Source organism: Aerococcus sp. Group 1, assembly GCF_000193205.1.
In the GTDB taxonomy this organism is placed as follows: Bacteria; Bacillota; Bacilli; order Lactobacillales; family Aerococcaceae; genus Aerococcus; species Aerococcus urinae_A.
Window position 1 is genome coordinate 810,948 of the sequence record NC_015278.1, and the last position, 13,566, is coordinate 824,513.

The window sequence follows — 13,566 nt, forward strand, 5'->3', positions numbered from 1 at the left end:
CGCTACTGGTATTTCTAGTAGAGGCTTTAATTTTAAATGATTTCTTCAAATACAAGAGTTGCTTGAATCCGATCACCACCCAGTAAGCTAGTACTATTGGCACTACTGGTGGCGATGGTGTGTAAGCGATAACCTTTTTTGGCTTGTTGGTTGATTACGGCTTCTAATTTATCTAGATTTTTAGAGCCGGTACCGATAAATTTTTCCTTTAAGGAAACTTGTAAGACAACGTATTTAGGAATTTTCACTTTCTTTACCTCTGTTATTAATTTTTACTGGTAGTCAATTTTTTACTCTCCCACCATACCGTCGCCATCGCGATCGATCATGTAAGGATATAACCAGTGGTCGCTTCGAATAGGCATGGAGAAGCCAGCAGCTCTAGCTTCTTTGATGGTGACAATACCATTGCCATCCGTATCGATACCGGCTAGCGAAGTTTGTGGGGCGGAAGGCTGGGCAGGAGCCGGTTCAGGTGTTGGAGCCGGAGCAGGCGGTTGCACTGGTTCTGGGGTCGGAGCTGGACTAGGCGCTGGCTCTTGAGCGGATGCTTGATCAGCGGGCTTGCCTTCTGCTTCTGGTTGACCGGTATCTTCAGCAGCGGGACTCGGCTCTTTAGACCCGGACTTGTTTTCACTTTTAGCCTTGTTTTCTGACTGTGGCAGTTTTTCTAATTGGGTATCCTTTGAATATTCTTGTGGGCCAGCTGGGCCTTTACTACTTCCATCGGCATAGTTAATTTCAACATCCTTTTGCCGGTTAGGAATGTAAATATTAAGACAAAGTCCCTTTCCTTCATCTTCGATGGAATAGCCTTCCATATAGATACCGCTGGCTAATAAATTCTTTCCTTCAAAAACTGGAGTCACCCGGTATCTCACATGGTTGTTGGTTTTTTCAATGTAATTGGCGACAAAGTTTTCAAAGGGGAGCATGCCCTCATTATTAAACCAATGGGTACCGGTCATTAAATTTTTAGGGTTGGCGTTCTCGCCAGTTAATTGATAGCCAATCAGATGACAACGATTATATAACCAACCACCAGGAATATTCACATAGCGGGCTTGCTTCCAGCCAGTAGGTTTAACTTCAGAGATACTTTCTCTTACCTTATCGGGCATTAATTCTGTCCCTAATACGGCGTTGGCAGCAGTAACCCGCCCCAGTTTATCTAAGTCACCGTATTTTTCATAGGCTTCATTACTCTTTAAATCCTCATCAGTAAAGAAGGGTTTATTACCATTGACCTCAATATAGGGCTTATCCTGAGGGACCTCTCTGGTTTTGGATAATTCCTTTTCAGCATCGGATTGGGACTTTTTACTTTCCGATTCGCTCTTAGCTTTTTCTTTTTTGGATTCTGAAGTCTTTGAAGCACTTTGATTGACAGCAGCCTGGTTAGTGGTGTTTTCTTTGTGGTTAAATAGGGTAGGAGTTACAAATAACGTTCCGATCAGACCGACAACCGCAAAAAAAGTGGCGATATTCCTATTTCTCTGATTGACTTTTCTCTTGGTAAAATAGAAGATAAAAAAGAGCGATAGGGCAAGTATAAATGGTGCCAGATAAGCAAAAAGCATAAAAATAATGCCTATGAATAAGATGGAAAGTACTATTCCTAGGCAGCCAGGATATCCCTGTATGGATTTCTTCATAAAATCTCCCCTTTAAGTGATGTAATTAATGGATTAAAGGAAGTTAATTAAAAGGGGGCACTAGTAAGATCCAGCCTTAAATTGAATAGAAACATTTTATTTTCGGGCTGAGCATTCATAAACAAGCCAGGCCAAGTCTTTTAAGTTTAGCCTTTATCTAATGACTAGTGATCCCTTTCAAATCTTTCTCTAATACAGCATATATATATTGGGTTATTATACAAGAAAAGTAATATGTGTAAATATAAAATAAAGTTTCAATTATTAAATAAACTTTACAAGTGAACAGATTTTTGCAATAAAAAAGCCACCCCTAAACAACCTAGCAGTGGCTAATTTTGTAATGAATGACGGGCTTAAGTTTTCTATAAACAATGATGCCAACTAAGGGGAGTTATCATGTCTACTATTAATTTTACGATTTTTACTAACTACTTATCGATTGATAAATTTTTTTCTAAAACGCGCACATCTCTTCCCATGTCGTCAACTCCTTGGCAAAAGAAATGATAGTTCATCTTTTCATAGAGTCCGACATGTTGGGTAATCGTATATATTTTTGTATACCCAATATGTTTCGCAAATAACTCGATTTCATTTACCAATTGGTACGAAAAACCTTGCTTGCGGCAGGAGGGGTTGACGTAAACCGTGCTTAAAAATGGACCAAAATAGGCATTGGAAATAATATCTTCTAAAAGTAGAGCAGCAAAGCCAATCAATTGACCAGCTTGGTCCCGACAAAAATAAACCATTTCTGTATTTTTTAAGCATTTATTTTTAATTTAGTGGCTAGATAGTTAGCGGCTTTCCATTTGACATCAGCTAATAAATGGAGTCCTTGTTGAATTTCAAAGGCATTTGATTGATTAGTGATTTTTAAATCGGTATTCATTATAATTTCTTCCTCCCAATTTGCTGATTCAAGCTCAAGCAGATAAGACTGAGTCGTGTAGACAAAACTGACTAAAGCTTATTGTGCAATTTTTATTTTTTGCGCTTATTCCTTTTTTAAATTCCTTATATAATAAATGGTAGACTAAAAAAGAAAATCCGCCATTAAAAGCTTCTAATGGCGGATCGTTTTGTAATGAAAGGCTGGCTTATAGGAAACTATTTCTTAGCATCGTCGTCAATTACCTTACCCGTGTCATCTTGAACATCAAGTTCTTCACGACGGGTAGTTTCAGAAACGGTTTCGGTATCTTGGTGAGTTTGTTTTTCAATTTCAACTTCCCCAGTTACCACGGTATTCTTATTCACAGAAACTTCTTCTTCAGAAATTGGAACCACAAATTCTTCTTCTTCAAAGGCATTGTCATCCACTTCGCCCTCACTAGGGGTTACTTTCTTAATATGAATTTCTTCCCGTTGAACGGGCACTTCTACCGTCTTGGTGTCTTCAACGACATTCTTTGACACTTGAACTTCACCGAGGTCTTTTTTGTGTTTTTGAACGTCAACCTGTTCTTCGTGGAGACGGATTCTTTCGGTATCGTTATCAGCTGTTTTAGCAGCGCTTGGAGGTGTTTCTTGACGGGAGCTTGCCTCACTGACTGGTTTTTGGGTATCAGTATGGACAGCTTCTTTTTCATATTCAGGTTCAACCGCACCAGCACTTGCGCCAGCCACACCAGCGGCAGCATAGCCAGTAGCTTCTTCACTTGCTTCAGGGCCAGTGGTGTAAGGGGAACGTTCGAGGTTGCTTACTGCGCCTTCATATTCTTGGTCGATGAGGACTAAGATATCCCCACGGTTCAAGGAAGCTTCATAACCCTTGTAGTCGATATCGTCATTTCTTGTGTCTTCTTCGTCATCAGAGAAGAAACCTAAGACATTGTCCCACCAACTTCTTTCTTCTCCTTCAATTAATTCATCAGAAGTGACCACGTCAACCTCTGAACCATATTCTTGGTCGATTGGAGCATTGGATACTAAAACGACAGCAGAACGGGGAACACCCTTACTGATCAAGTCACTAATCGCAGCACGGGCTTGATCATTAGTAGAAAATACATCATAGACAAAACGCTTAGTCATTATGATACACCCTTTCTTAAGACATCCAATTACAGTAATATAATTCGCACAATTCATACTTTACTTATGCTTAATTATATTTTAAATAAAAATAAAAGCGTTTTCCAACTTAAAGACTTCTAAACGGCTAATTAATTCATTTTTAAAATATAAACAATACAATAATAAATATAATTTGTACATACAATTCAACTGTAAGGCAGGTTTAACAGAGGTTTTTGATAAGATAAAGGGCATGTTTCAAAATCACTACAAAAGGGCCTATGCTATTCAAAACATAGGCCCTTTTCAAGAAAATTCGTTATTTGTTTTTAATAGGTCTTTAGGTCAAATTGTTGGATATCTTCAAGCGTCAGGCGGCGGAGGAAAGTTTTAACCAGGTGGATGGTATTCAAAAAATCATCATAGGAACAGAAGCAGGCATTGGTATGGGCGTAGCGACTGGGAATACCGATTGTGGCGCAAGGTGTTCCTAGATTACCCAGGTGAATAGGACCAGCATTGGTGCCGCCGCCTTCGCGGACAGCATGTTGACTAGGAATATTCTCAGCTCTTGCGGCTTGCTTAAAGAGGTCGATTAATGGGGTGTTGGCTACATAGGAATTGTCACGGTGACGGATTTGTGGCCCCTGGCCAAGTTGTCCTTGTAAGAGCTCTTTGGCATTGGTAAAGTCATCGGCGGGTGTCCCTTCCAGAATAATCGCGATATGGGGTTGGACCCGTTTAACCGTTAGTGAAGCACCTCGAGTGCCCACTTCTTCTTGGGCGGCAGGGGCGGCGACAAGGTTAAAGGGGAAATCGCCCACTTCATCCGCTAAGTCGCGCATAATGGCGATCGCACAGGCGGTCCCAATCCGGTTATCGAAGGCCTTGGCCAGGATGGTTCGGGTGACTTCATTATAAGAGAACTTAGTGGCTGGTACGATTGGTTGACCAATTTCAATCCCCAAGTCATTGACAACTTGTTCTCTAGAAGTAGCGCCCATGTCGATCTTAATATCGCTGATGGCAATTTTTTCTCCCGTTCTTCAGGAGTCATAAAGTGAATGGGCTTGGTAGCTGAAATCCCTTTATAATATTTCCCCTCACGATTACGGACATAGAAGACTTGGGCGGTTAAGTTAGAGGGAACCCAGCCACCAATGGTTTGAATGAGGACGAGGCCATCCTTGTCAATGGCTTTCACCATGAGGCCCACTTCATCCAGGTGGGAGTCTAGCATGACGGTAGGCTTAGTGGGGTCGACCTGGTCCAGGTTAAGGTAGCAGTTTTTTAAATTATCTACTTGCAAGGTATAATTTCCCTTGTGTTTATTAATGACCTCGATGACCTCATCTTCGAAGCCGGACATCCCTTTAGCATTGGTTAGATCTTCAATTAATTGTAAATAATCCATCATCAAACGTCCTTTCTAAAGCAGAACTTTATCTATAATTAATCATAGCTTAGCACGTTTTTAGAGCGAAGACATAGGCTTTAGTGATAAAAGGCCGCATACATGACAAAAAGCGCACCAGACGATGCTGCTAAGGCTGTCTGATGCACTTTTGGTATTATTTAATCGTAAGCTGATCGTCTAGCTATTAATCGTGGCTAACCTTGGCATGGATACGAGCGATAAGCTCTTGGGCATTAAGGGGGTGGAGGTCCATGGTAATTTGGTCAAAGGCTCGACTGGGGTCATACTTAACAAAGAATTGTGAGCGAGCAATTTGTCCTTGGTCTACGGATTTATCCCCATCTACTCGGTCGATGGCTTCTAATTGATTACCATTTTGGTCCGTGATCGTGAAGTTTTCTGGCCCAATGGCCATGGCATCCTGAGAAGCGATATTCTTATATTCAATTTCAATTGTGGCTAGGGTCTTGTGGTCGTAGTAAGGATCTTCAACCATGTCTTGGGGCAGGGCGTTGACAGTATTTGACACTTGCGTTACTTTCAATTCGGCAATTAATTTTTCTGGATCGTCAGGGCAGAAGATTGGAATTGTTTGATTGACTTGGTAGTTGGCATCTTTGTCAATATTTTCTTGATTGGTACTATCAGCCGGATTTTCCAGATTGTGCTGACTAGCTTCTTTGTCGGAATCTTCTTTAATCGTATGGGTTTGAGACTGACTTTCGTTTTGAGCTTGAGCACTGGCTGCCTCATTGGCTTGATTTTGACAAGAGCTGAGGAGGAGACCAGTAGTTAATAGAGATAGGCTTATCAGTGAGAACTTTTGTAATTTCATCAGAGGACTCCTTTCATAGCGCTTTTACGAATTGCATTAAGTATAGCAAATCCCAAAGACAAATAAAAAACTTTGGCTAATATTTAATCAAATAATAAGTTATCTGTAACCTCGCTGAAAAATAAACTCCCCCCTAGAAGGCGGGTCATTTATCCAGTCAAAATCCTAGCTGACGGGCAGAGTGGCCAATAAATCGTGTTATAATTGAACAAATAACAGAAGAGGAAAGAAGCGACCATGAAACAGAATTTTAAAGGCTTCCTCAAGGCCAGTATTGGGCTATTAGGTCTTAGTAGTCTAGCTATCCTGCTGCAGAGGAAGCAGCATGCCCGTCAAAGTCGAATAAGATCTCCCCAAGGAATCCAAGAAAATGTCATCATTCAAGCGGGTGGGATCCCACAGGCTCTGCAATTAAGAGGTAATCAAAGGACTAATCCAGTGATTTTATGGGTTCACGGGGGGCCAGGCATGGCTAATCCCTTTTTGACCTATGCCTATCAACCGGCCCTTGAAGAGGATTATACCTTTGCTTATTGGAGTCAGCGGGGAGCGGGACGGACTTATTACTTAAACCAAGGGCAAGTCTCGGGAATGACCCTGGCCCAAGTCATTGATGATATGGATGAGGTCGTAGATTATTTAAGGGCGCGTTTTAAGCAAGAGAAAATCTTTATTATCGGCCACTCTTGGGGGAGTCAAGTGAGCAGCCTTTATATTAAGACCCATCCCCATAAGGTCAAGGCCTATCTGGGCGTGAGCCAGATTATTGATATTATTGCTTCCCAGAGGAGCCTGCTCGACCAGGCGGAAAGCGCTGCTCAAGCATCAGGGGATGAGGATGGTCTACTGGAAATTCGCTCTTTAAAGCGGGCTAGTGATGACCAGCTAAACCACCGTCTGATTCCCGCCCAAGACTATTTAACCATTGAACAGGTAGCGGGAAAATATTTACCGGGTAACCCTCTCACAGACGCCTTAAAAGGGACATGGCTTGCCTTGACCGCGCCTGATTTTTCTTGGATGGATATAAGGTGGTATGGACTTTTTCTCTTTCAATTGTCGCATTATATTGCCATCCAAGCCCCTTTAATGATTGTTTCCAATCAATTTAAATTGGCCCAAGGGGATAGCTACCAGGTGCCGGTTTACTTTGTCTCTGGGGGAAGAGATTGGACAGCGCCTTTTAGTCAGGTCTTTAACTATTACCAGTCCATAACCGCTCCCGATAAGGCTTTTTACTTGCTGAAAGATTGTGGTCATAGTCCTTATCTTGATGATCCTGACCGCTTTGCTGACCGGGTCAGGGCATGTTTTAGTCACTATTAAGAGAATTGTTAATAAATAATAGGATAAGAAGGAGGCAGATCAAGCGATGGAAATTCAACCCATAGGCCATATCCATACTCCCTTTAAGGAAAAGTTTGGCATTCCACGTCAAGGGGTTAAGGCCGAACATTCCTATGGGGAAATTATCTTTGAAAAGAAGTATCGCCAGTTGGAGGCCTTTAAAGGAATTGAAGACTTTACCTATCTCTGGTTAATCTGGGGATTTTCTCAAGTCAAGGAGAGTGAAATTTTTAAAGCGACCGTTCGCCCGCCACGTTTAGGAGGTAACCAGCGAGTCGGGGTTTTTGCCTCACGATCGCCATTCCGTCCCAATCGTTTAGCCTTAACGGCAGTGAAATTGTTAGGCTTAGAAACTGATAGTCCCGAGGGCCCCAAGTTAATTGTGTCGGGGATCGACATGGTGGACGGGACACCAATTTATGATATTAAACCCTATTCTAGTGAATCAGATGCGCTAAATGACGGGCAATCTGGCTTTATTGACCAGGTGGCTTTTAATACCCTCCAAGTCCACTGGCCCGAATACTTGGCGGACCAAGTTTCTCAAGCGGAAAGAGAGGGAATTACTGAGGTCTTAGCCGCTGATCCCAGGCCTGCTTACCAAAGGCAGGAAGATCGTGAATATGGGATGCTTTATGGGGCCTATAATATCCGCTTTGAAGTGAAAGACCAGACTTGTTATCTTTTATCTCTTGAACCAATTAGCGACTAGTATCTAGCTAGGCTTCCTGGGAGGCTTAGGGTAAAATAAGGACAGAGATAAATACTTTTTATGCATGTATCCGTTAGCGAGGGAGGAAATTTTATGATTTTCACTGTTGTTTTTGTTGTTATTCTTATTGTTCTCGTTCTAATCGTCGTTTGGGGGATCGGCGCCTATAACCGCATGATCCAATCCAAGGAAATGATTGATAATTCCATGGGGCAAATTGCTGCTCAAGTGGAATCACGTTGGGACGCCCTGACAAATTTGATCCAAGCTACCAAGAACTACCAAAGCCATGAAGCGGACACCTTGATTAATGTGGTAAGAAACCGCCAGAAAATTAATCCTGATGCTACGGTTAAAGAAGTGGAGCATGACCAAGACCTCTTCCAAAAGGCCATGCGATCAATTGACGTAGTGGTTGAACAATATCCTGAATTGAAGGCTGCTTCCGTCTACCAAACCACTATGGACAGTGTGAATAACTATGAAAACAATGTCCGCCAAGCCCGGATGATTTTTAATGACACGGTCACTAAGTATAACCGCACCATTAAAACCTTCCCTAATTCTCTAATTGCGGGGATGACCGGTTTTTATCCAGAAGAATACTTCCGTGGCAGTGAGGAAAAACAGGAGATGCCTCAATGGTAGTCAAACGCCTATTTTCTCCATTGCTCAAACTAGCCCTGGTGCTGGCTTTTATCTTTTCCTTTGATCTAGTTCGTTCAGACCAGGAGCCTGTCTTAGCGGTCGACCAGGATATCCATTCCATCACGGTGGATACGGTTCTCCAGGAAGATGGATCCGCCAAGATTACCGAGCATTGGGACATTACCACCCATGAAGGAACCGAAATTTATAAGCCCTTGGTCTTGACAGATTCCCAAGAATTAACTGACTACCAGGTCAGCATGGATGGTCAGCCCTTTAGCCCACAAAAGACTTGGGATGTGGATGCTTCTTTTGCTGCTAAGGCCTATCAATTTGGCCGCAATGAAAATAGTGAGCTCAATTGGGGGATTTCTGACTATGGTCGTCACACTTACCAAGTGTCCTATAGAATCTCTAATTTTGTGATGCAAACGACCACTAATCAAATGATCTATTGGCGCTTTATTTCCGATAATCTGGCCGATAGTCCGGAAAGTATACGCATGACTATTGCTTCGGAAAAGGAAGATTTTAACCTGGAAAACAACCGGGTTTGGGGCTTTGGCTTTCGTGGTCAAGTCCATATTGAAGAAGGAAAAGTCGTGGCTGAATCCAAGGAAAGCCTGCCTAGCTCTGGGAGCGGTATTCTCTTAGTCCGTATTCCTCAAGAGACCTATCCAACCCAGTGGACTTCGGATAAGGCCTTTGATGATTATGTCAAGGAAGCCTTTGAAGGCTCCGACTATAACTGGGAAGACTATGATAGTAATGCTTCGGTTGAAGACATCACCTCCATGCCGGGTGAGCGGATGCCTAAGGCGGTCAAATGGGGCCTGATAGGACTTGGCGGCCTTGGTGTAGTTGGTATTCTAGCCGGCGTGCGTCAGGCCATCAAGAGGAATCGAGCCCTGAAGAAATGGTATCCCTCTCTTGAACGGAGAAGTCGGGAATTAGACGGTCAGTATTACCGTGACCTGCCCGCTGATAATATTTATTCGGATTACTTCATTTTGGACCAACTGGCCATTGATGACCTCGATAGTAACTATTTAACTGGTACCATCCTTTACTTAGTTAAAGAAGGTGGTCTCAAGTTAGGGGGCGAAGCGGGTCTGTTGAAGGATAAGCATTACTTTATGGTGAATTCTGCTTATCAAGCCCCAGATCTAGACCCGATTAAGGACTGGTGGCGGATCTTTAATGAGGTTGCTGATGACAAGGGACAGTTTTCAGAAAAAGACTTCAAAAAATATTGTCAAAGCCATACGGATCGACTAAAAGGTGTCTCCGTATCTTACCGCTCTTATAGTAAAAACTACTTGCTGGCAGGGGACTTTATTCAAAATAAGACCTATGCCAAGGCTAAGGAAGACCAAGACCAGCGCTACCTAGCGGATAGCCAGGTGACTTATCCCTTTACCGATAAAGGCCACCAATTAAGAGATAATTGGGTCAAATTCTACAACTATCTTAAGGATTTCTCCTTATTAAATGAACGAGGTGCCCAAGAAGTGGCACTATGGGACCGCTTATTAATTTATGCAGCGGTTTTAGGAATTGCTGAAGAAGTTGCCAAAGAATTTGCCAACCTCTATCCTGATTTTGAAAAACAATCGGTTTATACTGGGGCTAATGATATTAATTTCTGGCAGTATTACTATATTGCTAATGCCATGAACCGTTCTTATAACCAATCCCTAGCTCCAGAAATGACCTCAGCCATGTCCAGTGGTGGCGGTGGCTTTTCGAGTTTTGGTGGCGGGGGCGGAGCCTTCGGCGGAGGCGGAGGCGGCGGTGCCCGCTAATATACCCATTATTTTAGATTCTAGAAGAGGTGGGACCAAGGTCTTGCCTCTTTTTTTGTGGACTGGTTTAACGATAAGAATAAAGGGAGTTAATATTGTTTATATTTAACTTAAAAATATTTTAATTTATACATTAAATAGTGAAGGTTTTGATATAATAAAAGCATTACTATAATTTAAAAAGATTGAGGACTTGTTGATGGATGCATATATAAAAAACTTTGTAGGAAAATTTTCGCGTCAGGAAGCCCTGACCCCGCGCCAGCATGCTATCCTCCAAGCAAGTATTGATTTATTTGCCGATTACGGATACAGCAATACTTCGACGAAAGAAATCGCTGGTCGGGCCGGCGTAGGGGAAGGAACGCTCTTCAAACATTTTGGAAGCAAACAAAACTTACTTTTCGCTCGTATCTTACCCATCATTGCTGAAATGTCTAAGGAAAAATATGCCCAAGAATTTGACTTAGAGCGGATTAAAGATGACCAGTGGACCTTCCAAGACTTTGTCCACCATATTCTAGCCAATTGTTTCCAAGAGAATTCTGACCACTACAAGGTGATGAAAATATTTGCCCAAGAGATGCTTTACCGGGAAAATTTCTTAAAGCGCTTGGCGGAATTAATTCCGCTACATTTGAAAACGGGCTTTTTTAACATTCTAGAGTATTTTAAGGACAAGGGAGAACTGAATAACTGGCCCAATGCCCTGATTGTTCGGCTCATGATTTCACCGATCATATCCTTTCAGTGGATTCAATTTGAAAGTGCGAGTCAGGAAGATTTTGCTCAAGCCTTGTCTTATATTGAAGCTTTTATTGTCAGAGGCCTGTGTTGCTAAATCTTATTATTGCCAGCAAGGCCTGGTTATTGTCATATTGTTTGCTCTCTGGAGGACTTAGTGTTACTGTACATGAGTTAAAAGTGAGTACTCACTCAATGAAGTAACTGGCTAAGAGACTGTCTTAGTCAAAGCTTTCCTAATAAAAAGCAAGTAAAAGTAAGGAGTAAGCATATGGCAATATTAAGCTTAAATGCCGTGAATAAATATTATTCTCTAGCTAATGGCAACCGATTCCATGCTTTAAAGGACATTAATTTGGCCTTTGAAGCTGGAGAATTAGTCGCCATTGTAGGGGAATCAGGGAGTGGTAAATCCACCTTAATGAATTTAATTGGTGGTTTAGACACTGATTTCAAGGGAGAAATTCGAGTTGAAGGGGAGAACATCGCTGACTTCAAGGAGCGCGACTTAGTTAATTACCATAAGGATAAGATTGGCTTCGTTTTTCAAAATTTTAACTTAATATCCCATCTTTCGGTCTTAGAAAATGTGGCCCTAGCGATGAATTTATCCAATATTCCTAAAAGAAAAAGGGAAAAGCAAGCCCAGGCTGTCCTTGAGCAACTAAGCCTCGGTCAGCAAATCCATAAGCGGCCCAACCAGTTATCGGGTGGACAAAAGCAAAGGGTGGCTATTGCCCGGGCCTTAGTTAATAACCCAGAAATTATTATCGCTGATGAGCCGACTGGGGCCTTAGATTCACAGACAGCTGACGCTGTTTTAGATATTTTTAAGGAAATCGCTGCTTCAGGAAAATTAGTCCTTATTGTCACCCATTCCCAAGCAGTGGCTGGTATTGCTAGCCGCTTGGTCAGGATTGGGGACGGCGAAATCGTTGCCGATGAAAGGGTTAGTGAAAATCAAAGGGCACTGGCCAACTATCAAGGCATGCGCCAGCTGCCCCATGTGGAGAAAGCCCCTTCCAATGCCTTTTCTTTTTGGTCAGCTATCCAACTGGCCTTAAAGAATATGCGGGCCAAGTGGTCGCGTAATCTCTTGATTGCCTTTGGCTTTTCAGTAGGGATCATGAGTATTATTTTGATGTTAGCTTTAGGGTCGGGGGTCAATAATTATTTGACGGATACTATGGAAAGCCAGGTTAATCCCCAGGTGACTGAAGTCCGCATGCCTATGAATAATCCAGAAATGGAAGCCATGGAAGAGCGCAACCGGTCAAAAGAGGGACAAAATCTTCCCCAAACCACTATCAGCCCCGATTTTCAAGATCCGACCTTTGAGCAGGAAAATATAGAAGAACTTGGGGCGATATCGGGAGTAGAAGACCTTGAAGTTGGCTATACCAATTTCTCTTTAGGGACCGATTACCTCAAAAAAGAGGATCAGACATACCCCTTCATGAACTTACAGACGATTTCGTCCTTAATCACTCCCGCTAACCTGCCTGAAGGCCATTTACCCGGACAGGGGGAAATCTTAGTTAGTCGGGGGATTGCCGATAAGTTGGCTGAAGATACTGGTCAGTCAGCAATCGGTCAAAAGCTGAGACTAAAGTTGACTTTGAAACAAAAAGATCTCAAAGCAGATTTTACTATTTCTGGCATTTACCAGGCTGACGAAACTATGGGATCAGCGGCTATCTTTGACACCGTCTATTTAAACTATGATGATTTGGAAACTTTAGCAGATGACCAAGACATTGAACTTAAGCCCAATGTGGTGTATTTAGTGGCTGAAGATGAAAGTCTGACTCCACAAATCAAGGAGAACATCGCGGATATGGGTTATCGCGGCTCGGCCACCGAAAGTTTAGTCAAAACCTTTACGGAAATGATTGATATCTTCACCTTTGTCCTTATCGGTGTGGCCGGTATTTCCTTACTAGTCTCTGCGATTATGATTTTAACCGTTCTCTATATTAGTGTCGTGGAGCGGACCCAAGAAATTGGGGTTATTAAGGCCATTGGAGGACGGCGTAAGGATATTCGCCGTATCTTTATATCTGAATCCTTCTTGATCGGTCTTTTCTCCGGACTTCTAGGGGGAGGACTGGCCATTGCCTTTGCTGGTCTGGCTAACCAGGTCTTAAACCAGCTATTCCAAGTTTCCATGTTAGATATTACTTGGCAATTCCTACTTATCGGCTTAGCGATTGCCGTAGTGATTGCTACTATCTCTGGCCTCCTACCCGCCAACCGGGCTTCCAAACTTGACCCGGTCGAAGCCTTACGGGCAGAGTAAATATTAGTTGGACAAATCGACCTACTCTTTAAAGAAAGTTTAATTTTACCGAAAAATGGCCTATACGGTTGAATTTCGGTTA

12 protein-coding genes and 1 pseudogene are annotated in these 13,566 nt (G+C 42.5%); 6 read left to right on the plus strand and 7 right to left on the minus strand.

Features of this window, described 5'->3' with window-relative positions; genetic code table 11:
* Positions 1-32 precede the first annotated feature (32 nt).
* The 7 genes and pseudogenes from HMPREF9243_RS03750 to HMPREF9243_RS03775 form a co-directional block, all read right to left on the minus strand.
* Positions 33-248 carry a DUF4177 domain-containing protein gene (locus tag HMPREF9243_RS03750; RefSeq protein WP_013668780.1) on the minus strand — a complete coding sequence of 72 codons (216 nt, stop codon included), beginning with the start codon at positions 246-248 and terminating at the stop codon, positions 33-35.
* Between the two features lie 42 nt (positions 249-290).
* Positions 291-1,655, minus strand: a complete 1,365-nt coding sequence (locus HMPREF9243_RS09830) for a DNA/RNA non-specific endonuclease (RefSeq protein ID WP_013668866.1) — start codon at positions 1,653-1,655, stop codon at positions 291-293.
* A gap of 431 nt (positions 1,656-2,086) precedes the next feature.
* Complete coding sequence (locus HMPREF9243_RS03760) at positions 2,087-2,410, minus strand: GNAT family N-acetyltransferase (protein WP_013669401.1); 324 nt, start codon at positions 2,408-2,410, stop codon at positions 2,087-2,089.
* A gap of 11 nt (positions 2,411-2,421) precedes the next feature.
* Positions 2,422-2,550 (minus strand): hypothetical protein, encoded by a 129-nt coding sequence (locus HMPREF9243_RS10845; RefSeq protein WP_013669158.1) that lies wholly within the window; start codon positions 2,548-2,550, stop codon positions 2,422-2,424.
* Between the two features lie 218 nt (positions 2,551-2,768).
* Positions 2,769-3,695, minus strand: coding sequence for a YsnF/AvaK domain-containing protein (locus HMPREF9243_RS09835; protein WP_013669480.1), 927 nt, complete (start codon positions 3,693-3,695; stop codon positions 2,769-2,771).
* 311 nt (positions 3,696-4,006) lie between these two features.
* A pseudogene (locus HMPREF9243_RS11020) lies at positions 4,007-5,094 on the minus strand (M42 family metallopeptidase).
* A 184-nt stretch (positions 5,095-5,278) separates the two neighbouring features.
* The gene (locus tag HMPREF9243_RS03775) at positions 5,279-5,929 is read right to left on the minus strand and encodes a hypothetical protein (protein ID WP_013668940.1); all 651 of its coding nucleotides are present in this window, start codon (positions 5,927-5,929) and stop codon (positions 5,279-5,281) included.
* Between the two features lie 237 nt (positions 5,930-6,166).
* Between HMPREF9243_RS03775 and HMPREF9243_RS03780 the strand changes: the two genes are divergently transcribed.
* From HMPREF9243_RS03780 to HMPREF9243_RS03805, 6 genes are all read left to right on the plus strand, one after another.
* Complete coding sequence (locus HMPREF9243_RS03780) at positions 6,167-7,255, plus strand: alpha/beta fold hydrolase (RefSeq protein ID WP_013668757.1); 1,089 nt, start codon at positions 6,167-6,169, stop codon at positions 7,253-7,255.
* Positions 7,256-7,301: 46 nt separating this feature from the next.
* Positions 7,302-7,988 carry a tRNA (N6-threonylcarbamoyladenosine(37)-N6)-methyltransferase TrmO gene (gene tsaA, locus HMPREF9243_RS03785; protein ID WP_013669655.1) on the plus strand — a complete coding sequence of 229 codons (687 nt, stop codon included), beginning with the start codon at positions 7,302-7,304 and terminating at the stop codon, positions 7,986-7,988.
* Positions 7,989-8,081: 93 nt separating this feature from the next.
* Positions 8,082-8,636: a LemA family protein gene (locus HMPREF9243_RS03790; protein WP_013668462.1), complete on the plus strand. Its 555-nt coding sequence runs from the start codon at positions 8,082-8,084 to the stop codon at positions 8,634-8,636.
* Positions 8,630-10,441, plus strand: a complete 1,812-nt coding sequence (locus tag HMPREF9243_RS03795) for a DUF2207 family protein (RefSeq protein WP_013669429.1) — start codon at positions 8,630-8,632, stop codon at positions 10,439-10,441. Before HMPREF9243_RS03790 ends, HMPREF9243_RS03795 begins: the two co-directional genes overlap by 7 nt.
* 199 nt (positions 10,442-10,640) lie before the next feature.
* Positions 10,641-11,282 carry a TetR/AcrR family transcriptional regulator gene (locus tag HMPREF9243_RS03800; protein ID WP_013668904.1) on the plus strand — a complete coding sequence of 214 codons (642 nt, stop codon included), beginning with the start codon at positions 10,641-10,643 and terminating at the stop codon, positions 11,280-11,282.
* 174 nt (positions 11,283-11,456) lie between these two features.
* A complete protein-coding gene (locus tag HMPREF9243_RS03805; RefSeq protein WP_013669781.1) occupies positions 11,457-13,484 on the plus strand; it encodes an ATP-binding cassette domain-containing protein in 2,028 nt (675 codons plus the stop codon).
* Positions 13,485-13,566 lie beyond the last annotated feature (82 nt).

Excerpts from the sequence above, each read along its gene's own strand:
- HMPREF9243_RS09830 (WP_013668866.1), bottom strand. The coding sequence starts at position 1,655 with ATGAAGAAATCCATACAGGGATATCCTGGCTGCCTAGGAATAGTACTT.
- HMPREF9243_RS03760 (WP_013669401.1), bottom strand. The coding sequence starts at position 2,410 with ATGGTTTATTTTTGTCGGGACCAAGCTGGTCAATTGATTGGCTTTGCT.
- HMPREF9243_RS10845 (WP_013669158.1), bottom strand. The coding sequence starts at position 2,550 with ATGAATACCGATTTAAAAATCACTAATCAATCAAATGCCTTTGAAATT.
- HMPREF9243_RS09835 (WP_013669480.1), bottom strand. The coding sequence starts at position 3,695 with ATGACTAAGCGTTTTGTCTATGATGTATTTTCTACTAATGATCAAGCC.
- HMPREF9243_RS03775 (WP_013668940.1), bottom strand. The coding sequence starts at position 5,929 with ATGAAATTACAAAAGTTCTCACTGATAAGCCTATCTCTATTAACTACT.
- HMPREF9243_RS03780 (WP_013668757.1), top strand. The coding sequence starts at position 6,167 with ATGAAACAGAATTTTAAAGGCTTCCTCAAGGCCAGTATTGGGCTATTA.
- tsaA (WP_013669655.1), top strand. The coding sequence starts at position 7,302 with ATGGAAATTCAACCCATAGGCCATATCCATACTCCCTTTAAGGAAAAG.
- HMPREF9243_RS03790 (WP_013668462.1), top strand. The coding sequence starts at position 8,082 with ATGATTTTCACTGTTGTTTTTGTTGTTATTCTTATTGTTCTCGTTCTA.
- HMPREF9243_RS03795 (WP_013669429.1), top strand. The coding sequence starts at position 8,630 with ATGGTAGTCAAACGCCTATTTTCTCCATTGCTCAAACTAGCCCTGGTG.
- HMPREF9243_RS03800 (WP_013668904.1), top strand. The coding sequence starts at position 10,641 with ATGGATGCATATATAAAAAACTTTGTAGGAAAATTTTCGCGTCAGGAA.
- HMPREF9243_RS03805 (WP_013669781.1), top strand. The coding sequence starts at position 11,457 with ATGGCAATATTAAGCTTAAATGCCGTGAATAAATATTATTCTCTAGCT.